Source organism: Xanthobacter sp. 126 (genome assembly GCF_000526175.1).
Taxonomy (GTDB): Bacteria; Pseudomonadota; Alphaproteobacteria; order Rhizobiales; family Xanthobacteraceae; genus Xanthobacter; species Xanthobacter aminoxidans.
In genome coordinates this window covers 1,437,022-1,463,703 of record NZ_JAFO01000001.1, presented here as the reverse complement: position 1 = coordinate 1,463,703, position 26,682 = coordinate 1,437,022, and the positions used below count along the sequence as shown (strand labels likewise).

General features: G+C 67.8%; 27 protein-coding genes. 13 read left to right on the top strand and 14 right to left on the bottom strand.

What is annotated here, in order from left to right:
* Positions 1 to 88: 88 nt before the first annotated feature.
* The 4 genes from XAN126_RS0106830 to XAN126_RS0106815 all read right to left on the bottom strand — a co-directional run bounded on the left by XAN126_RS0106830 (position 89) and on the right by XAN126_RS0106815 (position 4,170).
* A complete protein-coding gene (locus XAN126_RS0106830; protein ID WP_029555151.1) occupies positions 89 to 958 on the bottom strand; it encodes a YicC/YloC family endoribonuclease in 870 nt (289 codons plus the stop codon).
* A 92-nt stretch (positions 959 to 1,050) separates the two neighbouring features.
* A complete protein-coding gene (gene mltG / locus XAN126_RS0106825; protein ID WP_245272227.1) occupies positions 1,051 to 2,088 on the bottom strand; it encodes an endolytic transglycosylase MltG in 1,038 nt (345 codons plus the stop codon).
* Positions 2,089 to 2,561: 473 nt separating this feature from the next.
* Positions 2,562 to 3,824, bottom strand: a complete 1,263-nt coding sequence (fabF, locus tag XAN126_RS0106820) for a beta-ketoacyl-ACP synthase II (RefSeq protein ID WP_024277846.1) — start codon at positions 3,822 to 3,824, stop codon at positions 2,562 to 2,564.
* Between the two features lie 109 nt (positions 3,825 to 3,933).
* A complete protein-coding gene (locus XAN126_RS0106815; protein WP_012115109.1) occupies positions 3,934 to 4,170 on the bottom strand; it encodes an acyl carrier protein in 237 nt (78 codons plus the stop codon).
* Positions 4,171 to 4,470: 300 nt separating this feature from the next.
* Between XAN126_RS0106815 and XAN126_RS28185 the strand changes: the two genes are divergently transcribed.
* From XAN126_RS28185 to XAN126_RS0106780, 8 genes are all read left to right on the top strand, one after another.
* Positions 4,471 to 4,677, top strand: coding sequence for a hypothetical protein (locus XAN126_RS28185; RefSeq protein ID WP_155982239.1), 207 nt, complete (start codon positions 4,471 to 4,473; stop codon positions 4,675 to 4,677).
* 69 nt (positions 4,678 to 4,746) lie between these two features.
* Positions 4,747 to 6,036 (top strand): UDP-N-acetylglucosamine 1-carboxyvinyltransferase, encoded by a 1,290-nt coding sequence (murA, locus tag XAN126_RS0106810; protein WP_024277845.1) that lies wholly within the window; start codon positions 4,747 to 4,749, stop codon positions 6,034 to 6,036.
* 71 nt (positions 6,037 to 6,107) lie between these two features.
* A complete protein-coding gene (locus tag XAN126_RS0106805) occupies positions 6,108 to 6,638 on the top strand; it encodes a CDP-alcohol phosphatidyltransferase family protein (protein WP_024277844.1) in 531 nt (176 codons plus the stop codon).
* Positions 6,639 to 6,824: 186 nt separating this feature from the next.
* Positions 6,825 to 7,907 (top strand): AI-2E family transporter, encoded by a 1,083-nt coding sequence (locus XAN126_RS0106800; RefSeq protein ID WP_245272226.1) that lies wholly within the window; start codon positions 6,825 to 6,827, stop codon positions 7,905 to 7,907.
* 4 nt (positions 7,908 to 7,911) lie between these two features.
* Complete coding sequence (locus XAN126_RS0106795; protein ID WP_024277842.1) at positions 7,912 to 8,643, top strand: chromosomal replication initiator protein DnaA; 732 nt, start codon at positions 7,912 to 7,914, stop codon at positions 8,641 to 8,643.
* Positions 8,644 to 8,749: 106 nt separating this feature from the next.
* Positions 8,750 to 10,936 (top strand): RNA degradosome polyphosphate kinase, encoded by a 2,187-nt coding sequence (locus XAN126_RS0106790; RefSeq protein WP_024277841.1) that lies wholly within the window; start codon positions 8,750 to 8,752, stop codon positions 10,934 to 10,936.
* A gap of 1 nt (position 10,937) precedes the next feature.
* Positions 10,938 to 12,464, top strand: a complete 1,527-nt coding sequence (gene ppx / locus XAN126_RS0106785; RefSeq protein WP_024277840.1) for an exopolyphosphatase — start codon at positions 10,938 to 10,940, stop codon at positions 12,462 to 12,464.
* 94 nt (positions 12,465 to 12,558) lie between these two features.
* Positions 12,559 to 12,858, top strand: a complete 300-nt coding sequence (locus XAN126_RS0106780; RefSeq protein WP_024277839.1) for a hypothetical protein — start codon at positions 12,559 to 12,561, stop codon at positions 12,856 to 12,858.
* On the opposite strand, the gene XAN126_RS0106775 is transcribed toward XAN126_RS0106780, so the two are convergent.
* Positions 12,789 to 13,628 carry a sulfotransferase domain-containing protein gene (locus tag XAN126_RS0106775; RefSeq protein ID WP_024277838.1) on the bottom strand — a complete coding sequence of 280 codons (840 nt, stop codon included), beginning with the start codon at positions 13,626 to 13,628 and terminating at the stop codon, positions 12,789 to 12,791. The two genes, XAN126_RS0106780 and XAN126_RS0106775, sit on opposite strands and share 70 nt — an antisense overlap.
* A gap of 260 nt (positions 13,629 to 13,888) precedes the next feature.
* On the opposite strand from XAN126_RS0106775, the gene XAN126_RS26910 reads away from it, so the two are divergent.
* Positions 13,889 to 14,347, top strand: coding sequence for an ion channel (locus tag XAN126_RS26910; RefSeq protein WP_024277837.1), 459 nt, complete (start codon positions 13,889 to 13,891; stop codon positions 14,345 to 14,347).
* A 34-nt stretch (positions 14,348 to 14,381) separates the two neighbouring features.
* On the opposite strand, the gene guaB is transcribed toward XAN126_RS26910, so the two are convergent.
* Positions 14,382 to 15,908: an IMP dehydrogenase gene (gene guaB, locus XAN126_RS0106765; protein ID WP_024277836.1), complete on the bottom strand. Its 1,527-nt coding sequence runs from the start codon at positions 15,906 to 15,908 to the stop codon at positions 14,382 to 14,384.
* Positions 15,909 to 16,126: 218 nt separating this feature from the next.
* Positions 16,127 to 16,651 carry a L,D-transpeptidase gene (locus XAN126_RS0106760; protein ID WP_348550905.1) on the bottom strand — a complete coding sequence of 175 codons (525 nt, stop codon included), beginning with the start codon at positions 16,649 to 16,651 and terminating at the stop codon, positions 16,127 to 16,129.
* 188 nt (positions 16,652 to 16,839) lie between these two features.
* On the opposite strand from XAN126_RS0106760, the gene XAN126_RS0106755 reads away from it, so the two are divergent.
* The 4 genes from XAN126_RS0106755 (at position 16,840) to XAN126_RS0106740 (ending at position 20,403) form a co-directional block, all read left to right on the top strand.
* Complete coding sequence (locus XAN126_RS0106755) at positions 16,840 to 17,406, top strand: NnrU family protein (RefSeq protein WP_024277834.1); 567 nt, start codon at positions 16,840 to 16,842, stop codon at positions 17,404 to 17,406.
* 114 nt (positions 17,407 to 17,520) lie between these two features.
* Positions 17,521 to 18,363 carry a 3-methyl-2-oxobutanoate hydroxymethyltransferase gene (gene panB / locus XAN126_RS0106750; protein WP_024277833.1) on the top strand — a complete coding sequence of 281 codons (843 nt, stop codon included), beginning with the start codon at positions 17,521 to 17,523 and terminating at the stop codon, positions 18,361 to 18,363.
* An 8-nt stretch (positions 18,364 to 18,371) separates the two neighbouring features.
* Entirely contained in the window at positions 18,372 to 19,211 is an 840-nt protein-coding gene (locus tag XAN126_RS0106745) for a penicillin-binding transpeptidase domain-containing protein (RefSeq protein WP_024277832.1), read from the top strand.
* Positions 19,212 to 19,257: 46 nt separating this feature from the next.
* Positions 19,258 to 20,403, top strand: a complete 1,146-nt coding sequence (locus XAN126_RS0106740) for a benzoate/H(+) symporter BenE family transporter (RefSeq protein ID WP_024277831.1) — start codon at positions 19,258 to 19,260, stop codon at positions 20,401 to 20,403.
* Positions 20,404 to 20,496: 93 nt separating this feature from the next.
* On the opposite strand, the gene XAN126_RS0106735 is transcribed toward XAN126_RS0106740, so the two are convergent.
* From XAN126_RS0106735 to XAN126_RS0106705, 7 genes are all read right to left on the bottom strand, one after another.
* On the bottom strand, positions 20,497 to 21,426 hold the full coding sequence (locus XAN126_RS0106735) for a branched-chain amino acid ABC transporter permease (protein ID WP_245272360.1): 930 nt from the start codon (positions 21,424 to 21,426) through the stop codon (positions 20,497 to 20,499).
* A gap of 70 nt (positions 21,427 to 21,496) precedes the next feature.
* Positions 21,497 to 22,378 (bottom strand): branched-chain amino acid ABC transporter permease, encoded by an 882-nt coding sequence (locus XAN126_RS0106730; protein ID WP_024277829.1) that lies wholly within the window; start codon positions 22,376 to 22,378, stop codon positions 21,497 to 21,499.
* A 123-nt stretch (positions 22,379 to 22,501) separates the two neighbouring features.
* Positions 22,502 to 23,710 (bottom strand): ABC transporter substrate-binding protein, encoded by a 1,209-nt coding sequence (locus XAN126_RS0106725; RefSeq protein WP_024277828.1) that lies wholly within the window; start codon positions 23,708 to 23,710, stop codon positions 22,502 to 22,504.
* 54 nt (positions 23,711 to 23,764) lie between these two features.
* Complete coding sequence (locus XAN126_RS0106720; protein ID WP_024277827.1) at positions 23,765 to 24,478, bottom strand: ABC transporter ATP-binding protein; 714 nt, start codon at positions 24,476 to 24,478, stop codon at positions 23,765 to 23,767.
* 1 nt (position 24,479) lies between these two features.
* The gene (locus tag XAN126_RS0106715; protein WP_024277826.1) at positions 24,480 to 25,250 is read right to left on the bottom strand and encodes an ABC transporter ATP-binding protein; all 771 of its coding nucleotides are present in this window, start codon (positions 25,248 to 25,250) and stop codon (positions 24,480 to 24,482) included.
* 257 nt (positions 25,251 to 25,507) lie between these two features.
* Positions 25,508 to 25,831, bottom strand: a complete 324-nt coding sequence (locus XAN126_RS26905; RefSeq protein WP_155982238.1) for a hypothetical protein — start codon at positions 25,829 to 25,831, stop codon at positions 25,508 to 25,510.
* Between the two features lie 257 nt (positions 25,832 to 26,088).
* Positions 26,089 to 26,637, bottom strand: a complete 549-nt coding sequence (locus tag XAN126_RS0106705) for a peroxidase-related enzyme (RefSeq protein ID WP_038225773.1) — start codon at positions 26,635 to 26,637, stop codon at positions 26,089 to 26,091.
* Positions 26,638 to 26,682 lie beyond the last annotated feature (45 nt).

Sequence of the window (26,682 nt, the reverse complement as noted above, 5' to 3'; positions counted from 1 at the left end):
GCGAGCACCCCGGCGCCCGGCTTCCAGCCTGGCAGCGCGAAGTGCGACGACACGGAAGATGAGGCGGAATTGGGCATCGCGGCGGACTTCACTCTAGATTCTGGATCTGCTCGCGGAACTGGTCCACGAGCAGCTTGAGGTCAAGCCCGATCTGCGTGAGCGCCACGGAATTGGACTTCGAGCACAGGGTGTTCGCCTCGCGATTGAACTCCTGGGCGAGGAAATCCAGCCGCCGCCCCACCGGGCCGCCGGCGGCCATCAGGTCGCGCGCTGCGGCAATGTGGGCGACGAGGCGGTCGAGTTCCTCGCGGACGTCGGCCTTGGTGACGGCGAGAATGGCCTCCTGGTGGAGCCGCTCGGGATCGAGGGAGGCGGCCTCCATCAGCACCCGGACATGATCGGCGATGCGCGCCTTCACCGCCTCGACCGAACGCTCTGGCAGGCGCTCGGCGCGGGAGACGAGGCCGGTGATGGTATCGAGCCGCTCGGTCAGGATGGAATTGAGGGCGCTGCCTTCCCGCTCGCGCATGGTGCCGAGTTCGGCCAGCGCCCGGTCGAAGGCGTCCAGCACCGCGGCCATAAGGGCGCGGCGCTCCTCCTCGCTGTCCTCGGCCTCGGTGATCTCCACCATGCCCTTCACGGCGAGTAGCGAATCAAGGGTCGGCGCGGCGGCGCCGAGGCGGCGCGCGCTTTCGGCCATGGCGCGGTAGAGCGCCTCAAGCGCCCCCTGGTTGACGCGGACGGTGGAGGCCTCGCCCTCGCGGGTCGCGGTGAGGTTGGCGGCGACGGAGCCGCGCGAGAGCACCTGCCCGGTGCGGCTGCGCACGTCCGATTCCAGTGACTCGAAGCCGGGCGGCAGGCGCAGGCGCAGGTCGAGGCCCTTGCCGTTCACCGAGCGCACCTCCCAGCCGAAGCGCCACGGCCCGTGCGAGCCGGAGACGCGGGCGAAGCCGGTCATGCTGGCGAGCGGCGTCCTCGGCTCAACCTTTCCGGCCGAGACGGCTGCGCGCTTGATGATCGGTCCCGCGGCCATTGCCGTCTCCGTGTCTTTCAGCGGCCGGGAGCGGCCGGAGGTGTGGCGGCCGGCGCGGCAGGCGGCTGTCCGCCCTGCGCCGGGGCTGCGCCCTGCTCGATCGCCCGCCAGCGGGCGACGTTCTTGTTGTGGTCGGCCAGCGTCTCGGCGAAGGCGTGTCCGCCGGTGCCGTCGGCGACGAAGAACAGATCCTTCGTCTTCGGCGGGTTGGCCGCCGCCATCAGCGCGTCCTTGCCCGGATTGCAGATGGGGCCGGGCGGCAAACCGTCGATGGCATAGGTGTTGTAGGCGGTCGCCGTGGCGATATCGGTGCGCGAGATCGGACGCCCGAGCGAGCCCCTGCCGCCGACGATGCCGTAGATGATGGTCGGGTCGGACTGCAGCCGCATCTTCTTCGTCAGGCGGTTGACGAACACGGCGGCGACTTTGGGCCGCTCGTCGGCCTGCCCGGTCTCCTTCTCCACGATGGAGGCGAGGGTGACGAGTTCCTGCGGGCTCTTGAGCGGCACGTCCGGCGCGCGCTTGGCCCAGATGGTCGCGAGCAGCTTCTTCTGCGCGTCCGCCATCTCCTGCAGCACCGCATCCCGGGTCATGCCGCGATGGATGCGGTAGGTCTCGGGCAGGAGCGTGCCTTCCTGCGGCACGGCGGGCGTGCCGGTGAGTAGGTCATTGTCCATCAGCCGCTTGACCACCTGCTGGCTGGTCAGCCCCTCGGGGATGGTCACCTGGTGGAGCACCACCTTGCCGGAGGCGATGGTGTCGATGATGCTCGCCACCGACTGGCCGGGCTTGAACACGTATTCGCCCGCCTTCAGCGAGGCATCCGGCCGGGCGAGCTTCTGCCCGGCAACGAACAGCACCCAGCTCTGGATTACGCCCTCGCGTTCCAGAATTTCGGCCATGTCGCGCACGCCGGCGCCGCGCGGAATGTTCACCACCTTCTCGGTGGTCAGCGGGCCCGGCTCGGTGAAGGCGCGCTGGCCATACCAGCCGGCGAGCCCCACCGCGACGAAGACGAACAGCAGGAAGGTGAAGATGCCGCTGCCGATGGTCACGGCCGGATGCCGCGCGCTGCGCGACGGCCTCGGGGGTTTGGGCGGAGGCCGGCGCGGCGGCGCCTTGCCCGGGTTCGAACTGCGGGCAGGACCGGTCGGCATCGGAGGAGCGGCGGGCGGGCGCGGCGGAGCGGACACGCCGGCAGCGCTCGGGGGCGCGGGCGGACGGACCGGCCCCTTGAGCAGAAGCGGCGATTCCTCACCGGCGCCGACGTGAGATTGCGCAGCGGCAGACTCGGAAGATGCCGGCGTCGGGGCTGCCGTGCCCCCGGCCTCCGCCGGCTCCTCGCGCGTCGATGATCCGTCGTTGGACTGGGCCATCCCGGGCTCCCTTGTCGTCGGCGAAGGCTCCCGCCGTGTCGGTGGGGCAGTCAGCCACCTTTTGGCGGCTTGCTAAAGGGACATTCGGGCGTGACGGGGGCAGGCTGTCCCAGCGTCGTGCGGCCGGGCGCGAGCCCGGCCGTCGGACCGCATCAGGCGGCGTAGCGGCGGAAAACGAGCGACGCGTTGGTGCCGCCGAAGCCGAAGGAATTGGAGAGAACGGCGTCGATCTTGCGCGGCTTGGGCGTCAGCGGCACGAGATCGATCGGCGTCTCCACCGACGGATTGTCGAGATTCAGCGTCGCCGGGGCGATCTGGTCGCGGATGGCGAGGATGGAGAAGATCGCCTCCACCGACCCGGCCGCCCCGAGCAGGTGGCCGATGGACGACTTGGTCGACGACATGGCGGTCTTGGCCGCCGCGTTGCCGAGCAGTCGCTCCACCGCCTTGAGCTCGATCTCGTCGGCCATGGTGGAGGTGCCGTGGGCGTTGATGTAGTCGATGTCATCCGCCGTCATCCCCGCGCGCTTCAGCGCCGCCGACATGCAGCGATAGGCGCCGTCGCCGTCCATGGACGGGGCGGTGATGTGGAACGCGTCGCCCGACAGGCCGTAGCCGACCAGCTCGGCGTAGATCTTGGCGCCGCGGGCCTTGGCGTGCTCCAGCTCTTCCAGCACCACGACACCGGCGCCCTCGCCCATGACGAAACCGTCACGGTCCTTGTCGTAGGGGCGCGAGGCGTGGGTCGGATCCTCGTTGAAGGCGGTGCAGAGCGCCTTGCATGCGGCGAAGCCCGCGATGGCGAGCCGGTTGATCGGCGATTCGGTCCCGCCTGCCACCATCACATCGGCATCGCCGAGGGCGATCAGGCGTCCGGCGTCGCCGATGGCGTGGGCGCCGGTGGAGCAGGCCGTGACCACCGCGTGGTTCGGCCCCTTGAGGCCGTGGGCGATGGAGACGTAGCCACCGGCAAGGTTGATGAGCCGGCCGGGAATGAAGAAGGGAGAGATGCGGCGCGGGCCGCGATCCTTCAGCAGCAGGGAGGCATCCGCGATGCCCTCGATGCCGCCGATGCCGGAGCCGATCAGCACGCCCGAGGTGATCTGGTCCTCGTAGGACGTGGGATGCCAGCCGGCGTCGTCCAGGGCCTGGGTGGCCGCAGCCATGGCAAAGACGATAAATTCATCGACCTTGCGCTGTTCCTTCGGCTCCATCCACTGGTCGGGATTGTAGGTGCCGTCCGACCCGTCGCCGCGCGGGATGTTCGCTGCGATCTTGCACGCGAGGTCGGAGACCTCGAAGTGGCTGATCGTCTTGACACCGCTTTCGCCGGCAAGAAGCCGCCGCCAGGTCGGCTCGACGCCGCAGGCGAGCGGCGTCACCATGCCGAGGCCGGTGACGACAACACGTCTCATGGGAAAAACTCCGGGAGGCGGGCGAACAGCGCGCCTGGCGCGCGGCCCGGTGCAACAACGGCCGCGGGCGCCGAGCGCCACGCGACCGCCAGATGGACACGCGAATGGATCAAGCCGCGTTCTTTTCCAGGAACTTGATCGCGTCGCCCACAGTCAGGATGGTCTCGGCGGCATCGTCCGGGATCTCGCAGTTGAAGGCCTCCTCGAAGGCCATCACGAGTTCCACGGTGTCGAGGCTGTCCGCGCCGAGATCGTCGATGAAGGAGGCGCTCTCCGTGACCTTCTCGGGTTCAACCCCCAGATGCTCCGCGACAATCTTCTTCACCCGCTCGGCGATGTCACTCATAGATCGAACCCTCGGTTGTTCGGATAATCCCGTTGCCGTTCGGCGGCTGGAGGAGGGCATAATGCCTTTTTTCCGCCGTGCCCAGCCCCCCTCCGTCGCGAAGGAGACGAGATCGCGTCGGCCCGTCCTCGCGCCGCGCGCGGATGGTGGAGCGCCTGAACGCCCGCGTGCCCCCGGCCCAGCAATTGGGCTCGTTAGCACACTCCCTGCGGCAAGGCCAGCAATGCACGCAAAGGTAAGGAGAAAGGGTGCCCTTGCGCCGGTTCGCCCGCGCCTCTATTGGGACGAAAGGGGAACATCATGGCTTCTGACACGGATCGATCGGACCGCCTCGCCGCTGCATTGCGCGCCAATCTCCAGCGCCGCAAGGCGCAGGCCCGCGCCCGGCGCGCACCGCAGGAGGAAAATGCCTCGCCCGAGGCTTCTGGTGGAAATCCCGCAACGAGCGGTAGCAGCGCCCCGCCCGAGGGGAAGCTCGCGATTGTGCCGGACGGCGAGGCGGGCTAGAGCTTCTCTCTTACATCCGCTTACGGCCGGCTCAGGGGGGCGCCGCCCGCAAGGCAAGGACAGGACGGCATGGACAAGATTCGCATCGTCGGCGGCAACGAGCTGAAGGGCACCATCCCCATCTCGGGCGCGAAGAACGCAGCCCTGCCGCTGATGATCGCCAGCCTCCTGACCGAGGAGAAGCTGATTCTCGAGAACGTCCCGCGGCTCGCGGACGTGGCGTTGCTGCAGCGCATCCTCGGCAATCACGGCGTGGATATCACCACCAACGGCAAGCGCAACGGGGACGACCCCTATGCCGGCCAGACGCTGGAGATCGACGCCCGCGTCATCGTGGACACCATTGCTCCCTACGAGCTGGTGTCGAAGATGCGCGCTTCGTTCTGGGTGGTGGGGCCGCTCCTCGCCCGCATGGGCGTCGCCAAGGTCTCCCTGCCCGGCGGCTGCGCCATCGGTACGCGGCCGGTGGATTTCCACCTCGACGCCCTGCGCGCCCTCGGCGCCGACATCGAGATCGACGCCGGCTACGTGCTAGCCAAGGCGCCGCGCGGGCTCACTGGCGCCCGCATCGTCTTCCCGAAGGTGTCGGTGGGTGCGACCCATACGGCGCTGATGGCTGCCGCCCTCGCCCGCGGCGAGAGCGTGATCGAGAACGCTGCGCGCGAGCCCGAGATCGTCGATGTCGCCGACTGCCTCATCAAGATGGGCGCGCGCATCGAGGGGGCCGGCACCTCCACCATCCGCATCGAGGGCGTGCCGCGCCTCAAGGCCGCCCGCCATGCGGTGCTGCCCGATCGCATCGAGACCGGCACCTATGCCATGGCCACCGCCATGACCGGTGGCGACGTGATGCTGGCCGGCGCCCGCCCGGACCTGCTGGAGGACGCGCTTGAGACCCTGCGCCACGCCGGCGCGGAGATCGACGCCACCAACGAGGGCATCCGCGTGCGTCGCAACGGCGCCGGAATCCTGCCGGTGGAGGTCTCCACCGCCCCCTACCCCGGCTTCCCGACCGACCTCCAGGCCCAGCTCATGGCCCTGATGACCAAGGCCAAGGGGCGCTCGCGCATCACCGAGACCATCTTCGAGAACCGCTTCATGCATGTGCAGGAGCTGGCCCGTCTCGGCGCCCGCATTCACCTTGATGGCGACACCGCCGTGGTGGAGGGCGTCGAGCGCCTGACCGGCGCCCCGGTGATGGCCACTGACCTGCGCGCCTCGGTGTCCCTGGTCATCGCCGGCCTCGCCGCCGAGGGCGAGACCATGGTGCAGCGCGTCTACCACCTCGATCGCGGCTTCGAGAAACTGGAAGAGAAGCTGTCGCGCTGCGGCGCGGAAATCGAGCGCATCAGCGGCTGAGGACGGCGCGGAGCACCGCGCCCCCTCTCATTCGACCGGCCTTTCAACGCTATCAGGGTGGCGGAAGAGCCTTGAGCATCCCCAACATACTCACTTTGCTGCGAATCTTTCTGGTGCCGGCCGTGGTGTGGGCCATCGCCTCCGGCGAGCCGCTCCTTGCCTTCTGGCTGTTCCTCGCCGCCGGAATCTCGGATGCGCTCGACGGCTTCATCGCCAAGCGCTTCCAGATGCAGACGGAGCTCGGCTCCTATCTGGACCCGGTGGCGGACAAGGCGCTGCTCATCTCCATCTACGTGACGCTGGCGGTGGTCGGCCTCATCCCCCGCTGGGTCGCCATCGCCGTGGTGTCGCGGGATGTCATGATCATCGGCGCGGTGGTGCTGTCGCTGGTGATGGCCAAGCCGGTGACGATCAGCCCGCTTCTCATTTCCAAGGTGAACACGGCGGCGCAGATCAGCTTCGCCGCCCTTGTGCTGGCGAGCGCCGGCTTCGGGGTGACGGTGTCCGGCCTGTACGATCTGGGGCTCGTGCTTGTCGGCCTCTTGACGGGCCTTTCCGCCGCTGCCTATCTCGCCGCATGGACGCGCCATATGGCAAGCTGAGGGGCAACGGTTCTGGATCGGCGCCTCCACGGGCGGCCGGTTGAAAGGCGCAAGGTGATGGACGGCGACCGCACCCGCATGCCGGAACTCCGCAGCGACCCGACGTCGCCGGCGCGTCGCGGTGCCGCGTTTGCCCGGCTTCCGCGCATGCCCGTGCCGATCCATTCCGGGATGGAGGGGACCTCCGTGCGCATCCAGGCCCGCTTCTGGGTGGGCGCACTGCTGCTCACCGCCTTCGTCCTGTGGCTGCTTTCCGGCATCCTCCTGCCGTTCGTGGCGGGCATCGTGCTCGCCTACTTCCTCAATCCGGTGGTCGCGCGCCTTGAGCGCATCGGCGTCGCCCGTACCCTCTCCGCCCTCGTGGTGGTGGGGATCATGCTGCTGCTGGTGATGCTGTTCTTCCTGCTGGCGCTGCCCATCCTGTCGTCCCAGCTGTTCGAGTTCATCCAGCGCCTGCCGTCCTACGTGACGCGCCTGCAGGGCCTTCTGACCGAAGAGAACCGGGAATGGCTGAGCGGCATCGTCGGCGACCGGCTGCCGGATATGCAGCGCTCCATCTCCGACCTGATGACCCAGGGGGTCAGCCATGTGCTGAGCCTGCTCTCGTCGGTCTGGTCCGGGGGGCAGGCGCTGATCTCGCTGTTCGCGCTGCTGGTGGTGACGCCGGTGGTTGTATTCTACATCCTGTGTGACTGGAACGAGATGGTCGGGCTGGTGGACCGGTTGGTGCCCGTGCCGCACCGCCCGGTGGTGCGGAGCCTCGCCCTCGCCATGGACAGCGCGGTGGCCGGCTTCGTGCGCGGCCAGGCCATGGTCTGCCTGCTGCTCGGCGGATTCTATGCCGTCTCCCTCTCCATGGTGGGGCTGAACTTCGGCCTGCTGATCGGCATCGTGTCCGGGGTCATTACCTTCATCCCCTATGTGGGTTCGCTGACCGGCTTCGTGCTGGCCATGGGCGTCGCCATCGTCCAGTTCTTCCCGGACTGGAGCATGATCGGCACCGTGCTCGCCATCTTCGTCGCCGGCCAGACCATCGAGGGCTATGTGCTCTCGCCGAAACTGGTGGGCGACAGCATCGGCGTGCATCCGGTGTGGCTGATGTTTGCCCTGTTCGCCTTCGGCTACCTGTTCGGCTTCGTCGGCCTGCTGCTGGCTGTGCCGCTGACGGCGGTAGCGGGCGTTCTGGTGCACTTCGCCATCGCCCGCTACATGCAATCCTCGCTCTACCAGGGCGCGGCGGACGATGATCCTCCGGCAGAGACCCGCTGACCCGATGCCCCGCCCCCCGGCAGAACCGCCGCGCCAGCTTGCCCTCGACCTGCCGAACCAACCGGCGCTGCGCCGCGACGACTTCCTCGCCGCGCCCGGCAACGCGGCGGCGCTCGCCTTGATCGACGCCTTTCCCGACTGGCCGTCGCGCGTCGCCTGCCTCGTCGGCCCGGAAGGCGCGGGCAAGAGCCACCTCGCCGCCATCTTCGCCGAGCGGTCGGGCGCCCTGACGCTGGCCGCCCGCGACTTGGTGCGCGAGGCGGTGCCGGCGGCCCTTGCCCGCGACGCGCTCGTCCTGGAGGACCTCGACCCGGCGACCTTCAGCGAGCCGGCCCTGTTCCACCTGCTCAATCTCGCCCGCGAGCAGCAGGCCTACCTGCTGATGACGGCGCGCACGCCGCCCTCCGGCTTCCCCCTCGCCACGGCCGACCTCGCCTCCCGGCTGCGCGCCATCCCGGTGTTCGAGATCGCCCCGGCGGACGATTCCCTGCTGGCGGCCGTGCTGGTGAAGCTGTTCACCGACCGCCAGCTCGCGGTGGACGAGGCGACCGTGCAATATCTGTTACTGCGCATCCCGCGCTCGGTGGCGGGGGCCCAACGCATCGTCGAGGCGCTCGATCAGGCCGCGCTGGCCGCCCGGAGGCCGGTGACGCGCGCACTGGCAGCCCAGGTGCTGGCGGCCGGCGATCTGGCGGACGAGGCCTCCACCGAGACCGATCCGGACGCGGACGATTGAGGAACGCGCAAGGCCGGCGCAATGTCATAGAGTGGTCATGCAAGCCGGCCATGGTCCGGCCGGTTTCCGCCAATGAGGCATGAGGGAGCGACGGGAGCGAATGGGCATGAACGAGGCTGTGGCTCTCTCCGACACCGAAATCGTCTCCGAAGTGGGAAGCCCGCTCGCGCAGTCGCCGCAGCGGTTCATCAATCGCGAGATTTCCTGGCTCGGCTTCAACCGCCGCGTGCTGGAGGAAGCGGAGAACCGCAATCATCCCCTGCTGGAGCAGTTGCGCTTCCTCTCCATCTCCGCCAACAACCTCGATGAATTCTTCATGGTCCGCGTCGCCGGCCTGAAGGAGCAGGTGCGCGAGGGCGTGCAGACCCAGAGCCCGGATGGCCTCACCCCTTCCGAGCAGCTCACCACCATCCTCGCCGCCGCGGCACAGCTGATCTCCGACCAGCAGGCGCGCTGGCGCGAGCTGAGGCGCGACCTTGCCGGTGCAGGCATCGTGCTGGTGGATGGCGGGGACGGGACGCCCGAGGACATGGAGGTGCTGGAGCGGCACTTCCTCAACCACGTCTTCCCGGTCCTGACCCCGCTCGCCATTGATCCGGCTCACCCCTTCCCGTTCATTCCCAACCTGGGCTTCTCGCTGGCCCTCCAGCTGGTGCGTCAGTCGGACGGGCGGGGCATGAACGCGCTCATCCGCATCCCGGCCAAGGTCGACCGCTTCATCCGCCTGCCGGATCAAGGCACCGGCACGCTGCGTTTCATGACGCTCGAGCAGATGATCGGCCTGTTCATCGCGCGCCTCTTCCCCGGCTATGCGGTGAAGGGACAGGGCGTGTTCCGGGTCATCCGCGACAGCGACCTCGAAATCGAGGAAGAGGCCGAAGACCTCGTCCGCCTGTTCGAGACCGCCCTCAAGCAGCGCCGCTACGGCGAGGTGATCCGCATGGAGGCCGACGCCGCCATGCCGGAGGAGCTGCGCAATTTCGTCGCCCGCGAACTCGGCGTGAACGACGACGAGATCTTCGTGGTGGACGGCGTGCAGGCGCTGAACGAGTTCTCACAGCTCGTCTCGGTGGACCGGCCGGACCTGAAATTCCAAGCCTACAACGCCCGATTTCCCGAGCGCATCCGCGACCACGGCGGAGACTGCTTTCTCGCTATTCGCGAGAAGGACATTCTGGTTCACCACCCTTATGAATCCTTTGACGTGGTGGTTCAGTTTCTGCGTCAGGCCGCCCGCGACCCCAACGTCGTCGCCATCAAGCAGACCCTCTACCGCACCTCCTCCGACAGCCCCATCGTGAAGGCACTGGCCGAAGCGGCCGAGGCCGGCAAGTCGGTGACCGCGCTGGTGGAGCTGAAGGCGCGCTTCGACGAGGAAGCCAACATCCGCTGGGCCCGCGACCTGGAGCGCGCCGGCGTGCAGGTGGTGTTCGGCTTCATCGAGCTGAAGACCCATGGCAAGCTCTCCATGGCGGTGCGCCGGGAAGGCTCCCAGCTCGCCACCTACGTGCATGTGGGTACCGGCAACTACCACCCCATTACCGCGCGTATCTACACCGACCTCTCCTTCTTCACCGCCGATCCGGTGATCGCCCAGGACGTGGCGCGCATCTTCAACTTCATCACCGGCTATGCGACGCCGGGCGAACTCGACGCCATGGCCGTGTCGCCCTCCTTCCTCAAGCCGCGGCTGATGAAGCACATCGCGGACGAGATCGAGTTTGCCCGGGCGGGCCGTCCGGCGGCCATCTGGCTGAAGTGCAACTCGCTGGTGGATCCCGAGATCATCGACGCGCTCTATGCCGCCAGCGCCGCCGGCGTTCAGGTGGATTGCGTCATCCGCGGCATCTGCTGCCTCCGGCCCGGCATCCCCGGGCTTTCCGAGAACATCCGGGTGAAGTCCATCGTCGGGCGCTTCCTGGAGCACTCGCGCATCTACTGCTTCGGCGGCGGCCACGGCCTGCCGAGCCCGAACGCCATCGTCTACATCTCCTCGGCGGACCTGATGCCGCGCAACCTCGACCGCCGCGTCGAGACCCTGTGCCCCATCACCAACCCGACTGTGCACGAGCAGGTGCTCGACCAGATCATGGTTGCGAACCTTATCGACAACCAGCAGAGCTGGCGCGTCTTGCCGGATGGCTCCTCGGAACGCATAGTCCCGGCGCCGGGCGAGGAGCCGTTCAACGCCCATCAGTATTTCATGACAAATCCGAGCTTGTCCGGACGTGGAAAGTCTCTCAAGGATTCTTCGCCGCGCAGCCTCTTCGTCCGCCGCGGAGGCGGGCGCTGAGTTGACGCATGCGCCCGGCCGGCTGTCCCAGGGGGCGCCGGTCGCAGTTATTGACATTGGCTCCAACTCGGTGCGCCTCGTCGTATACGAGGGGCTCAACCGTGCCCTGACGCCGGTCTTCAACGAAAAAGCCCTGTGCGGGCTCGGCCGGGAGGTGCTCTCCACCGGCCGGCTCCCGCAGGATGCGGTCGATCGCGCCTTCGTCGCGCTGAGGCGCTTCCGTGCGCTCTGCGACGCGATGCAGGTGGGCGAGGTCCATGCCCTCGCAACCGCCGCCGCGCGCGACGCGCAGAACGGCCCTGCCTTCATCGCCGAGTGCGAGGCCATCTGCGGTACCCGCATCGAGCTGCTCACCGGCAAGCGCGAGGCGGAGCTTGCGGCCTATGGCATCGTCGCCGGCGTCCATGCGCCGGACGGCATCGTCGGCGACCTGGGCGGCGGCTCGCTGGAACTGGTTGACGTGAAGGCCGGCAGCGTCGGCACGGGCGTGACCCTGCCTCTGGGCGGCCTCGCCTTGCAGGACCGCTCCTCCCGTTCGACGCGCAAGGCGGAGAAGATCGTCCGCGACACCATCCCCGAGGCGCAGGTTCTGGAAGGCCTCGCCGGCCGTACCTTCTACGCGGTGGGCGGCACTTGGCGGGCGCTGGCGCGCCTGCACATGTTCACCAAGGGCTATCCGCTGCATGTGATGCACGGCTACGTGATACCGGCCCGCGAGGCGCTGGATTTCACCCGCATCGTCCATCGCGCCGATACCGAGGCGCTGGCCCATATCGACGTGATCTCCGACGCGCGCCGCCCACTTTTGGCCTATGGCGCGCTGGTTCTGGAGAACATCGTGCGGCAGGGCCGCCCGTCCGAGGTGGTGATCTCGGCACTCGGCGTGCGCGAGGGCCTGCTCTATTCACTGCTACCGGAAGCCGAGCGCGCCGGCGACCCGCTTCTCATCGCCGCCGCGGAGATGAACGTCCTGCGCTCCCGCTCGCCGCTGCACGGCGAGGAACTGGTGGCCTGGACCGACGGCTTCTTCGCTTCGGCGCCGGTGCTGGAAGAAGCGGAAGAGGAGCGCCGGCTGCGCCGCGCCGCCTGCCTGCTGGCGGACGTGGGCTGGCGCGCCCATCCCGACTATCGCGGCGAGCAGAGCCTCAACATGATCGCCCATGCCGCCTTCGCCGGCATCGATCATCCGGGCCGGGCCTATGTGGCGCTGTCGGTCTATTTCCGCCACGTGGGCCTCGGCGCCGACGAAAGCGACACCCGTATCCTTGAGCTTGTCACCACCGGAATGCTGGATCGCGCCCGCATCCTCGGCGCGGCCATGCGGGTGGCCTATGTGCTATCCGCCGCCATGCCCGGCATTCTGCCCCGCATGCCGCTGAAGGTGCGCGGCGACCAGCTCGCGCTGAGCGTGCCGAAGCAGCTGGTGCCGCTCATCAACGAGCGGGTGCAGAACCGCCTGCGCCAGCTCGCCCGCCTCATCGGCCGCGAGCCGGCGCTGGAGCAATACGAGGAGGGCGCGGCGGACTGATCCGCCGTCCCACCCGGCCAATCACGAAGCGGTTGAGCGCGCAGCGGCCTCGCCGCACGGATTTCCGCCTGAATTGGCCGGCAGTCTTTCAGCTATGAAACAGCTCGTGAACATCTTCGGCGGCATCGCCGGCCTTGTGGTGGCGGGTCTCGTCGGCCTCGCCCTCTTCACACTCGTGGGCGGCCTCATCCTGGTGGCGGGCATCGTCATCACCGCCCTGATTCTGGGCGGCGGCGTTTATGCCCTCGTCACCGGCCGCGCGCCGGGCATGAAGCGCGACGGCGTCTTCTCCTTCCGGGTCATCGACCTGCGCGAGATGCGCACCTACGGGACGGCGGACGAGAGCGGGATGATCGACGTCACTCCGCCCAAGGACCCTCGCCGCAACGTGTGACACGTCTTCTCCGACGGAGAGAAAGTGAGCCAGTCCGACACGTCGAGCCTGCTCAGCTCGGCGAAGCGGATCAGATCGCCGGAATAGGCCTCGGCCAGATACGCGGCATCGTCCTCGCGGACGTGCGTCGCCGCGTCGCCGCTGAAAACACGCTGCGATGCGACCTCCTCGCCTTCCAATTCAAGAAAGTCGAACACCCGCGCAAGCGTCTCGCCATGTCGCAGGGCCAGATCGTCCTGCCGCAGCATTAGGACTTGCGTGCGCGGGAAGATGGACAAAAGCCGCTCCACCTGCGCGCCGTAGAAGCCCCGCTCCACATAGGAAAAATGCCGCCTTCGTGGATCGTCGGATGCCGTTGTGGCGAACCGGCGGCGACCCGCGCGGATCGCGCTCGAAAAGTCGAGGCACTCCCGCCCCATGGACCGGCTCATGCGCCAATGGGCGTGTGCCCGGTCCACCGGATCGCGGAACAAGGCGATGACTTTGACCTCGCGATTGTGCGCATGAAGCCGCTCCAGCGCTTGAGGCCACCAGATGTAGGAGGGCGTCGCTTCTCCACGGATGCAATCGCGGCGCTTTGGGAAGCGGCACAGGTAATCACGGTAATCGGGGCAAGCCCAGCAGCGGCTGTCGTCGTCGAAGAAGTGCAACTCCTTCGTATCAGGCGCGCAAATCCGGGAATGCTGGGAAAGAAAGTGGAAGAGCGCCGTCGTTCCGGCCTTCTGAACGCCAATGACAGCAAAATCCACGCGCCGAGCGGGTCCGGGCATGAGTGAGCGGCTCCAGGGCAAAGGGTCTGCCCGGCGCCGCCATGCGGTGCCGGCACGATCCCCTCATGCGCCGCCCCTGTCCGATAGGGCTAACCTTAGGTATCCCGCAAGGGAAGCGAGAATTGGTTACCTTTCGTTAACTTCCATTTCGTCAGGTTTCCATAACGTTCCGGCCAGTCGCCGAACGCCACGCTGGCGCACACCTCACCCTGCAGATGTATGCTAGCAGGCCCATCAGTCACGAAAGGTCGACTAGGGACATGGATGGGACTAACGGTTCGGGCGCGGTTCTGGCGGTGGTCGCAACCTGCGTCGTTCTCGCGATGCTGACGGTTGTCACCCATGCGATCGCGCTGACGGTCATCCGTCGGCGCCTCACGCACCGCATAAGAGGGAAGGTCTACGTCGACCACGTCTTCGTCGAGGCCGCCATCATCAGCGCGACGGTGCTCAGCCTCAGCCTCGTGCATCTCGCCGAAGTCTGTATCTGGGCCGCCGCCTATGTGCTGCTCGACGCAATCGGCGACCCGCGGGACGCCATCTATTATTCCCTGTCCACCTACACCACGCTCGGCCCTGACGGCGTGACCATCGCCAAGGCCTTCCGGGCCGTGGCCGGCTTCGAATCGCTCATCGGACCGATGATGGTGGCCTGGTCCACGGCCTTCCTGGTGGAATTCGTGGTCCGGATGCGCGGTGGCAATACCGGCACGGGCTGAGCCGCGCCGGTATTCATGTAGAGGACCTTCGCCCTTAGACGCTGGTCGGGTAGTTCGGGCTCTCGCGGGTGATGGTCACGTCGTGGACGTGGCTTTCGCGCAGGCCGGCCGAGGAGATGCGCACGAAGCGGGCGCGCTCGCGGAACTCCTTCAGGTTGCTGCCGCCCACATAGCCCATGGCCGCCCGCAGGCCGCCGGCGAGCTGGTGGAGCACGGCGCCCACCGGGCCCTTGTAGGCCACCTGCCCCTCGATGCCTTCCGGCACCAGCTTCAGGGTGTCGCGCACCTCGGCCTGGAAGTAGCGGTCGGCCGAGCCGCGGGCCATGGCGCCCACTGAGCCCATGCCGCGGTACGACTTGTACGAGCGACCCTGGAACAGGAACACCTCGCCGGGGCTCTCATCGGTGCCGGCGAGCAGCGAGCCCACCATGGCGGCGGACGCACCGGCTGCCAGCGCCTTGGCGAGGTCGCCGGAGAACTTGATGCCGCCGTCCGCCACGACAGGCGTTCCGGTGGCGAGCGCCGCCTCCACCGCGTCCATCACGGCGGTGAGCTGGGGCACGCCGACGCCGGCGACGATGCGGGTAGTACAGATGGAGCCGGGGCCGATGCCCACCTTCACCGCATCCGCGCCCGCATCGATCAGCGCCTTGGCGCCGTCCGAGGTTGCGATGTTGCCGGCGAGGATCTGGGTGCGGTTGGAGAGCTTCTTGATGCGGGAAACCTGGTCCAGCACCTTGCGCGAATGGCCGTGGGCGGTGTCCACCACCACGAGGTCCACCCCGGCGTCGATCAGGCGCTCGGTGCGCTCGAAGCCGTCCTCACCCACCGTGGTGGCGGCGGCGACGCGCAGGCGGCCCTGCTCGTCCTTGGCGGCGCTGGGGTAAGCGACCGCCTTCTCGATGTCCTTCACCGTGATGAGGCCGACGCAGCGGTCGTCGGCGTCCACCACCAGCAGCTTCTCGATGCGGTACTGGTGCAGCAGGCGCTTGGCCTCGTCCTGGTTCACCTGGCCCTCGCGGACGGTGACCAGCCGGTCCTTGGTCATCAGCTCGGCGACGCGCTGGGCGGGATCACGGGCGAAGCGCACGTCACGGTTGGTCAGGATGCCGACGAGACGGCCGGCGATGCCGCCGGTGCCCCGCTCCACCACCGGAATGCCGGAGATGGAATAGCGCTTCATCAGGTCGAGCGCGTCGGAGAGCGTCTGGTCGGGGTGGATGGTGACGGGGTTCACCACCATGCCCGATTCGTACTTCTTCACCTGCCGCACATGCTCGGCCTGCATCTCGGGCGAGAGATTGCGGTGGATGACGCCGATACCGCCGGCCTGCGCCATGGCGATGGCGAGCCGCGATTCGGTCACCGTGTCCATGGCCGCGGAAATGATCGGCATGTTGAGGCTGATGGTCTTGGTAAGCTGGGTGGTGATTTCCACCTGACCGGGCATCACCTCGGAGGCGCCGGGCGTCAGCAGCACATCGTCGAACGTCAGCGCCTCGCGGAAGCGCGAGCGGCTGTCGATTGCGGACGAATGCGCAGTCCCATTGGGGGTCGTCATGGCCAACTCCTGGTGGCGGCGCGGAACGCGACCGCTGGATCGGGGCCGGAACGAGGGACTGAGCCTGGACCCAGCCGTGGGCTGGCCGAGGGGCTTAAGAACCTCGCTACGAGTTGGCAGTGGCCGATACCATGGGTGCGCGACGAATAGAAGACCTGTTGCGAGGGATTCGCCGCAGGGCACGCATGCGCCGGACGAGGAGCCGGAAAAGCGGCGTCTCAGCGGGTGACGAGAATCAGCGTGTTTCCCGCCCCGTAGGTCTGCACCAGGGAATAGAGCGTCGCGGCATTCGACGGGTGCAGCCGCACGCAGCCGTGCGAGGCCGGCGCGCCGAGGCGGCTGACCTCATAGCTGCCGTGGATGGCATAGCCCCCGTTGAAGAAGATCGAGTACGGCATGGGCGAGTTGTAATATTTGCGCGAGAAATAGCTGCGGTACATGCGCTGGGGCCGGTAGGCGCCGGTGGGCGTGACATAGCCGCGGCGGGCGGTGGAGACCGGCCAGGAATATTGCGGCATGCCGTTCACGCTCACGGTCATGGTCTGCCGCGACAGGTCGATCCGCGCCACCACGGCCGCGGTGCCGGCGGAGGCCGGCGCGGCACAGGCCAGCAGCCATACGAGCGAGACCGCGAGGAGAAGCGACGCCAGCCATCTGCCGGAGGCCGCCGACGGGTGCATCGCGGGTAGACGCCTTGCCTCGGCCCGGCCGGTACGCGGCCGCACAACCAGCGGTAGACTCATGCCCGTTACCCTCCCGTCAGCCATAGTGCCACGCTTGCAACCGCGCGCAAGGTGTTGCTGCCGCAGGGACATCTGGCCGATGCCGGCGGCCGGGCGTCGGTGCCCCGTTTCCATCCGGCTCCAGCCCCACTAAGGTCCGCCCGTCGGCGGCGGATGTTTCGGGTCCGCGCCTGAAGGAGACCTGCCCCATGGTGATGATGCTGCTCGGCCTCGTGGTCTTCCTCGGCATCCATCTGGTGACGACTGTCCGGGGTCTGCGCGCCGGCCTCATCGCCCAATTGGGGGAAGGCCCCTACAAAGGCTTCTATTCCCTGCTGGCAGCGTCCGGCCTCCTGCTCACGGCCTATGGCTATGCGCTGTGGCGTGCCTCCGGCCCCATGCAGGTGTGGAACCCGCCGGTGGGGATGCGGCACCTCACGCTGCTCCTGATGCTGTTCGCCGCCATTTCCATCGTCGCCGCCTATGTGCCGAGCCATGTGAAGGCCTGGCTCAAGCACCCCATGCTGGTGGGCGTGAAGACGTGGGCCGTGGCGCATCTGCTCGCCAATGGCGACATCGCCTCCATCGTGCTGTTCGGCGCGGTGCTGGCCTGGGCGGTTTTCGACCGCATCTCGCTGAAGCGGCGCGACCTGCCCGTGCCGGTGGCGCCGAAGAACTGGGCCGGCGACGCGCTGGTGGTGGGCGGGGGGCTGGTGCTCTATCTCGCCCTCGCCTACCTATTCCATCCCTACGTCGTCGGCGTGCCGGTGATGTAGAAGCGGCCAACGCCGCAGGGGAACAAGAACAACGCACAGGTGAGGACGGCTCCCGCCGGAGCCGCGAGCGACCCCGGCCGCAGCCAAGACGGCGGCCAAGCCAAGAGGAACGCCATGTCCATTCAGGCCGACGCCCGCCGCGTCACCGCGCCCGAGATCCAGGCCCGCAAGGGGGGAGAGCCCATCGTGTCGCTCACCTCCTACCACGCGCACACGGCGCGCCTGCTCGACCGCCACGTGGACCTGATCCTCGTCGGCGACAGCCTCGGCATGGTGATGCACGGGCTGGAGACCACCGTCCCCGTCACCGTGGAGATGATGATCGTGCACGGCCGCGCAGTGGTGCGCGGCACGCAGCGCGCGCTCATCGTGGTGGACCTGCCCTTCGGCAGCTACGAGGCGAGCCCCACCGAAGCCTTCCACACCGCCGCCCGCGTGCTCAAGGAGACCGGCGCAGGCGCGGTGAAGCTCGAAGGCGGGCGCCGCATGGCCGAGACCGTGCGCTTCCTGGTGGATCGCGGCGTGCCGGTGATGGGCCATGTGGGCCTCACACCGCAGGCCATCAACACGCTCGGCTCGTTCAAGGCGCGCGGCCGCGACGATGCCGAGGCTTCCATCATCCTCGACGACGCTCGCGCCATCGCCGAGGCCGGCGCCTTCTCCATCGTGCTGGAGGCCATCGCCGAGCCGCTCGCTCGCCGCATCACCGAGGAAGTCCCCTGCCCCACCATCGGCATCGGCGGCTCGCCGGCCTGCGACGGACAGATCCTGGTGCTTGAGGACATGCTCGGCCTCGGCGACCGGGTGCCGAAGTTCGTGAAGAAATACGCGAACCTCGGCCCGGCCATCGAGACGGCGGTGGCGACTTATGCCGAGGAGGTGCGCGCCCGCACCTTCCCGGCCAAGGAGCACACCTACGCGCCCCGCCTGGTGGACAAGCCGGCCAAGGCCTCCTGATGGGGCGGATGCGATCCGGGGCGGCAACGCCCCTCGCCCGTCTCGCCTTCACCCTGTCCCTCGTTTTGGCCCCGGCGCTCCTCGGGATGCGCCCGGCGGCCGCGGCGGAGGACTGCCTGCTCGTCACCGATCTCGACAGCGGCCGGGTGCTGGCGAAGCAGGGGCTGTGCGCCGCGCGGCATCCGCCCAACTCCACCTTCAAGGTGGTGCTGGCGCTGATGGGCTACGACGCCGACATCCTCAAGAGCGACAGCAAGCCGGTCTACGAGCCCCCGCCCGGTGCCGACCTCGAGCGGGAGGTGACGCGCGGCCCCCAGACGCCCCGCTCCTGGATGAAGAACTCGGTGGTCTGGTATTCCGAGGTGCTGGCCGCCGAGCTTGGCGGCGAGCGGATGGCCCACTATCTCAAGGTCTTCACCTACGGCAACGAGAACATGGGCGGGGTGAAGGGCGAGGCGGAGCCCGGCAAGCGCTACTGGATCTCCTCCTCCCTCGTCATCTCGCCGCGCGAGCAGATCGACTTCCTGCGCCGCATGCTGAAGGGCCAGCTGCCGGTTTCGGCCGACGCCGTCGACGAGACCATCCGCATCATGGCCATCGACGAGCAACCCGCCGGCTGGCTCACTTTCGGCAAGACCGGCTCCGGCTTCGGACGCTTCCCGGACGGACGCATCGACCGGTCGCGCCCGTTCGGCTGGTTCGTGGGCTTCGCGAGGAAGGGCGGCCACACCGCCGTGTTCGTGCGCTACACCTCCCTCGACATGGCCTCCCCCGAATCCCTCGGACTGGTGGCGCGGCGGCAGACGCTGGCGGCGCTCGTCCCGGTCCTGTCGGCTCAGGCCCCCTGAGCCTGCCGGCGGAGGCCTTCCGATAGATATCCGCGAGGAGTTGAGCGTGCCGGTCTCCGCCATCGTGTCGGCCTTCGTCGCCGCCCTCGTGGGCTTCGGCGGGACCCTCGCCCTCATTCTCTCCGCCGCCGCGGCAGTGGGCGCGAGCCCGGCGCAGGCGTCGTCCTGGGTGGCGGCGCTCTGTCTCGCGATTGCGGGATCGAGCGCGGTCCTCTCCATCCGCCACCGCCTGCCCATCATCACCGCCTGGTCCACGCCGGGCGCGGCCCTGCTCGCCGCCTTCGGGGCGGGGATCGGCATGGAGCGGGCGGTGGGGGCCTTCCTGGTGGCCGGGCTCCTCATGGTGGCTTGCGCTGCGGTGAAGCCGCTCGGCACGCTGGTGGCCCGCATTCCCGTGGCGGTGGCGGCAGCGATGCTCGCGGGCGTGCTGGTGCGCTTCGTCACGGCGCTGGCAGAACATGCGGTGAAGAGCCCACTGCTGGTGCTGCCGGTGGTGGCCGCCTTCTTCCTGACCCGCCGGCTGGCGCCGAGCTGGTCCGTGCCGGCGGCGCTCGTCGCCGGCATCGGCGCGGCCCTCGGGCTGGGCGTGGTGGGACCGATGCCCGCGCCGGAGCTGTCGGCGCTGGTGTGGGTGACGCCGGAGTTCGACGGCGGCGTGCTCCTCAGCATCGCATTGCCGCTGTTCCTCGTGACCATGGCGTCGCAGAACCTGCCCGGCTTCGCCGTGCTCACCGCCAGCGGCTACGTGCCGCCCGTGCGCTCCATCCTTGCCACCACCGGCATCGCTTCGGTGCTCACCGCGCCGTTCGGCGCCCATGCCTCGAATCTTGCTGCCATCACTGCCGCCTTGTGCACGGGGCCGGACTGCGACCCGGACCCGCGGGCGCGATGGAAGGCGGGGCCGGTCTATGCCCTGTTCTATCTGCTGCTGGCCGCGGCGGGGGCCTCCCTGGTCGCGGTGTTCGCGGCCCTGCCGCCGGCGCTGGTCGCGACCATCGCGGGGCTGGCGCTGATCGCTCCCCTCACCGGCTCGCTCACCGCGGCGCTCAGCGTGGACAAGGACCGCACCGCTGCGATCGTCACCTTCGCCACCACGGCGTCGGGCATCAGCGCCCTCGGCCTCGGCGCCCCGGTGTGGGGGCTGGCCGCCGGCCTCGCGGTCTTCGCGATGGATACCGTGCGCCGCCGCTGACGGGAACGCGCCCTGAAATGAAAAACCCCGCGAGCGACGGGCGCCCGCGGGGTGGGAGGATGTCGGGCCGGCCCAGGGCCGGCGACTGACGGCCTAGCTGTTGGCCTTGCGGGCCTTCATCTGCTGCCAGATCGCGATGACCTCACCGACGAAGCCGCGGCGGAACAGCGAGACGGCGAGCACGAAGATGACGCCCTGGATCACCAGCACCCACTCGCCGAGACCGGCGAGATAGTTCTGCATGGTCACGATCACCGCCGCGCCCACCACCGGGCCGAGCACGGTGCCCATGCCGCCCACCAGCGTCATCAGCACCACCTCGCCCGACATCTGCCAGGCGACGTCGGTGAGCGAAGCGAGCTGGAACACCAGCACCTTGGTCGAACCGGCGAGGCCCGCCAGCGCCGCCGAGAGCACGAAGGCGAGCAGCTTGTACTGGTTGGCCCGGTAGCCGAGCGAGATGGCGCGCGGCTCGTTCTCGCGGATCGCCTTCAGCACCTGCCCGAAGGGCGAATGGATGGTGCGGTAGATGACGAAGAAACCGAACAGGAAGATCGCCAGCACGAAGTAGTAGAGGTGGATGTCCTGGCTGATGTCGATGACGCCGAACAGCGGCCGGCGCGGCACCGCCTGAAGGCCATCCTCGCCGCCGGTGAACTTCGCCTGCAGGCAGAAGAAGAAGAACATCTGCGCCAGAGCCAGCGTGACCATGGCGAAGTAGATGCCCTGCCGGCGGATGGACAGCAGCCCCGCGAGGAAGCCCAGCACCACCGAGAAGGCGACACCGGAGAGAATGGCAAGCTCGGGGGTGAAGCCCAGCACCTTGGTGGTGTGGGCGCAGATGTAGGCCGACCCGCCGAAGAACATGGCGTGGCCGAACGACAGGAGGCCCGTGTAGCCCAGCAGCAAGTTAAAGGCGCACGCGAACAGCGCGAAACACATCACCTTCATCAGGAACACGGGATAGACGCCGAACGGCGCCACCAGCAGCACCGCCACCGCGGCGACGGCGAACAGGAGCATGACGTTGGAGCTGGCGCCGGAGGTGGCGGGGGCGGAGGCGGGATGGGTTGCGGAGCTCATGTAGCAGCCCTCACTTGGCCGTGCCGAACAGGCCGGCGGGCTTCACCATGAGCACGATGGCCATGATGACGAAGATCACGGTGGACGACGCCTCGGGATAGAAGACCTTGGTCAGGCCCTCGATGACGCCGAGGCCGAAGCCGGTGACGATGGCGCCCATGATCGAGCCCATGCCGCCGATCACCACCACCGCGAACACCACGATGATGAGGTTCGAGCCCATGGTGGGGCTCACCTGATAGGCCGGGGCAGCGAGCACGCCGGCGAGCGCCGCAAGGCCCACGCCGAAGCCGTAGGTGAGCGTGATCATACGCGGCACGTCGATGCCGAAGGCCTGCACTAGGTCCGGCCGCTCGGTGGCGGCGCGCAGGTAGGAGCCGAGCTTGGTGCGCTCGATCACGAACCAGGTGGCAAGGCAGACGACCAGCGAGGCCACCACCACGAAGGCGCGGTAGTTGGGCAGGAACATGAAGCCGAGATTGGTGCCGCCCGGCAGCGGGTTGTTGTACGGCAGGCCCGAGGAGCCGTACTGCCGCCGGAACAGGCCCTCGAGGATGAGGGCGAGGCCGAAGGTCAGCAGCAGGCCGTAGAGATGATCGAGATGGTACAGCCGTTTGAGCAGCGTCCTCTCAATGACCATGCCGATGATCGCCACGATGATGGGCGAAAGCACGAGCGCCCCCCAGAAGGGGATGCCGGCATAGTTCAGCAGCATCCACGCCCCGAACGCGCCCATCATGTACTGCGCGCCGTGGGTGAAGTTGATGACGTTCAAAAGGCCGAAAATCACCGCGAGCCCGAGGCTCAGCATGGCGTAGAACGCGCCGTTAATTAGACCCAGGAGCAATTGCCCGAACAGGGCCTGGGGGGGAATGCCGATGAGCTCGAACATCGAAGACCCGTCTCGTCAGGAGGAAACGGCGGAAACCGCAAGCGACAACCGGAACTGGGGGTACCGGACACGGAGGAGAAGGATCGGGCGGGCCCTGAGGACCCGCCCGATCCGGATTCTGGATCAGCCCTTCTTGACGAGCGGGCAGTCGCTCTCGGAGAGCGGACGGAACGCCTCGTTGGCGGGGATGGTCGCCTTCAGGGTGTAGTAGTCCCACGGCCCCTTGGATTCGGAGGGCTTCTTCACCTCATAGAGATACATGGGATGAATGGTGCGGCCGTCGACGCGCACCTCGCCCTTGCCGAACAGCGGGTCGTCGGTGGGGATTTCCTTCATCTTGGCCACAACGGCGGCGCCGTCCTTGGCAGACTTCAGGGCCTCGACCGCCTTCAGATAGTGCAGCGTGCCGGCGTAGACGCCCGCCTGCACCATGGTCGGACGCTTGCCGCCGTTGGCCGCGGCGAAGGCGTCCGCGAACTTGCGGTTGGCGTCGGTCTGGTCCCAGTACCAGGCTTCGGTCAGGGTCAGGCCCTGGGCGGTCTTCAGCCCCAGCGAATGCACGTCGGTGAGGAAGATGAGGAGGCCGGCGAGCTTCTGGCCGCCCTCGACGATGCCGTATTCCGCCGACTGCTTGATGGAGTTGATGGTGTCGCCGCCGGCATTGGCGAGGCCGATGACCTTGGCCTTGGACGACTGCGCCTGCAGCAGGAAGGAGGAGAAGTCGGCGTTGTTGAGCGGCACCTTCACGGAGCCGACCACCTTGCCGCCATTCTCCGCCACCACCTTCGAGGTGTCGCGCTCGAGCGCATGGCCGAAGGCATAATCGGCGGTCAGGAAGAACCAGGTGTCGCCGCCGGTCTTCACGATCGCCTTGCCGGTGCCGTTGGCCAGCGCCCAGGTGTCGTAGGTCCAGTGCACGGTGTTGGGCGTGCAGGCCTTGCCGGTGAGGTCCGAAGTGGCCGCGCCGGAATTGATGAAGACCTTGTTCTTTTCCTTGGTCACGCCGCTGACCGCCAACGCCACGCCGGAATTCGGCACGTCCAGGATGACGTCCACACCGTCCACGTCGTACCACTGGCGGGCGATGGAGGTGCCGACGTCGGCCTTGTTCTGGTGATCGGCGAAGATCACGTCCACCTTGAGGCCCTTGGCGGCGGCGCCAAAGTCCTCGACCGCCTTCTTGGCGGCCCACACGGAGCCCTGGCCGCCGAGATCGGCGTAGAGGCCCGACTGGTCATTGAGAACGCCGATCTTGACGGGAACCTGGGCCTTGGCGGCGCCAGCGGCAACGACGACGCTGGCGGCGGCCAGCAATACGGCTGCAAGACGCATGATGTGTCCTCCCTCCGGCTGGAACCGGATTTTCTCGCTGTCGGAAACCCGGCGTCAGACGCCGAGAAAGGCTTCGAGACGAGCCGCGTTTTCCGCGATCTTGTCGTTTTCCACCATGTCCACCACACGGCCGTGCTCCACCACGTAGTGGCGATCGGCGACAGTGGAGGCGAAGTGGAAATTCTGCTCCACGAGCAGCACCGTGAACCCCTTCTTCTTGAGGTCCCGGATGATCTGGCCGATGTGCTGCACGATCACCGGCGCAAGGCCCTCGGAGGGCTCGTCCAGCAGCAGGAGCTTTGCCCCCGTGCGCAGGATGCGGGCGATGGCCAGCATCTGCTGCTCGCCGCCCGACAGCTTGGTGCCCTGGCTGTTGCGGCGCTCTTCGAGCCGCGGGAACAGCTCGTGCACCTCGTCCACGGTCAGGCCGCCGGGCAGCACCACGGGCGGCAGCAGCAGGTTCTCGCGCACGGAGAGCGAGGAGAAGATGCCCCGCTCTTCCGGGCAGATGGCGATGCCGAGCCGGGCGATCTTGTTGGGCGCCAATCCAACCGTTTCAGTGCCCTGATAGCGGATGGAACCGGCGCGCTTGCGCAGCAGGCCCATGATGGCCCGCATGGTGGTGGTCTTGCCGGCGCCATTGCGGCCAAGCAGCGTCACCACCTCGCCCGGATGGACGTCGAAGGTCATGCCGTGCAGCACATGGCTCTCGCCATAGTGGCCGTGCAGGTCCTTCACCTCGAGGAGGGGCGTTCCGTTCGCGGCCATCTCAATGCGCTCCACCGGTGCCCATATAGGCCTCGATCACCTGCGGGTTCTTCGACACTTCGGCATAGGGGCCTTCGGTGAGGATCTCGCCGCGCGCCAGCACGGTGATCCGGTCCGAGAGATTGGCCACGACCGAAAGATTGTGCTCCACCATGAGGATGGTGCGGTTGTCCGAGACGCGCTTGATGAGGTCCGCCGTGCGGGCGATGTCCTCGCGGCCCATGCCGGAGGTGGGCTCGTCCAGCAGCAGCATTTCCGGCTCGAGCGCCAGCGTGGTGGCGATCTCCAGCGCGCGCTTGCGGCCGTAGGGCAGCTCCACCGCGAGGTGCTTCGCGTACTGGGTCAGGTCCACGTCGGCGATCAGTTCCATGGCGCGGTCGTTGAGCGCTTCGAGGCTCTTCTCCGACTGCCAGAAGTGGAACGAGTTGCCGATGGGCCGCTGCAGCGCGATCCGCACGTTCTCCAGCACCGTGAGGTACGGGAACGTGGCGGAGATCTGGAACGAACGGACCATGCCCATCCGCGCAACATCCGCTGGCGGCGTGCGCGTAATATCGCGGCCGTTCAACTTGATGGTGCCGCGCGTCGGCTCCAGAAACTTGGTAATCAGGTTGAAGCACGTGGTCTTACCGGCACCGTTCGGCCCGATCAGGGCGTGAATGGTGTGTCGGCGGATCCTGAGGTCAACGTTCTTGACCGCAGCGAACCCCTTGAATTCCTTCGTAAGACCTGAAGCTTCAACGATGTAGGGCACGTCTGAGACGCTGTCCATGATCGTAAGGCGCCCTCGCTGTTCCCCGGCCGCACATCGCAAGCGATGCGCTCCAGCCGATCTCCGCAACATTCGGCACCTTGGCTGGTGCGCTTGATCTTGGGGCGCAAGCTATCATGCTCCGCCGCGGCTGCGTCAATAGACCGGGGCGCTGACGAATGTCTAGCTCGATCTTACCACTATTGTCTGAGAGACGCTGCGGCAGGAGGTAATCAATAGCCATACCCGCCTTGGTTGAGCCGAAGTTGTTTCTGCTCTCAAGGCCCAACGGGATCGATGACCACGCCGAGACCAGAGCCTGCGGCATCGGTCACGACCAGCACCGCCTCGCCGGACGGCAAACGAAAGCGCAGGCTCTTGCGCACGCCCGGGCAGGCATGCACGCCGGTGAAGGCGAGCGGCGCCAGCGGCCTGCCGTCCGCGAACACGTTGAGCCACGCGCCGTCCGACACTGTGATCTGATAGTCCCCACCGGGCGGGGGCACTGCGATGCGGGCGAATCCGGCCCGCGATTCCCGCCCCTGCCGGGTCGGCGGGAACGGCAGGGCCGCGGAAGCGCGATCCGACAAGGCGAGCGTCACGGCGCCCTCCAGCGGCAAGGACAGGCGTCCGCCGACCTCCACCGTGCGAGCCGGCGCCGCGAGGCGGGTGCGGGCGGATGCGAGCGGCCATGCCGCCTTGCCGCAGTCCTCACCGTCCGCCTCCGCCGCAGTCGAGGGCAGGTATCACAAGCATGAACAGACGGCGTGCCAGAGCCATGCTGCGCCTCAAGATCCGGAAAACTATATCTATATAAATATACCTTTCCGGACCGGCAGGCGAGCCCTTCGGCCGGGCCTCACCCCTTCGGCGTACGTGCCTGGACGTGATATTCCTCGTTCGGGCGCATGTCCGTGGCCGAGGCGATGCGGTTGGACATGTTGAAGAAGCCGACCACGGCGCCGATGTCCCAGATGTCGCGTTCGGAAAAGCCGACCTTGCGCAGCGCCTCCCGGTCTTCTTCCTCCACTTCATGGGGTCGCTCGGTGAGCTTGGCGGCGAAGTCGAGCATGGCCCGGCGGCGCGGGTCGAGCCGGGCGGCGCGATAGTTCATCACCATCTGCTCGCCGAGGATGGGATCTCCGGAAAGCTGACGCACCGCAGCTCCGTGCGCGGTGAGACAGTAATAGCAGCGGTTGATGCTGGAAACGACCACCGCGATCATCTCCCGCTCCAGCTTCGAGAGGCCGGATGGCGCGAGCATCAGATCATTGTACATGCCGGCGAAGGCGTTCAGCTTCGCCATGTCGAGCGTATAGGCCTGGAGAACGTTCGGCACGAAGCCGATCTTCTCCACGCACTTGTCGAAATAAGCCTTGTTCGATGCATCGAGTTCGGCGGGCGGGATCGCGAGGGCGACGGCGGGAAGATCGTCGCGCCGGCGGGCAGGCTC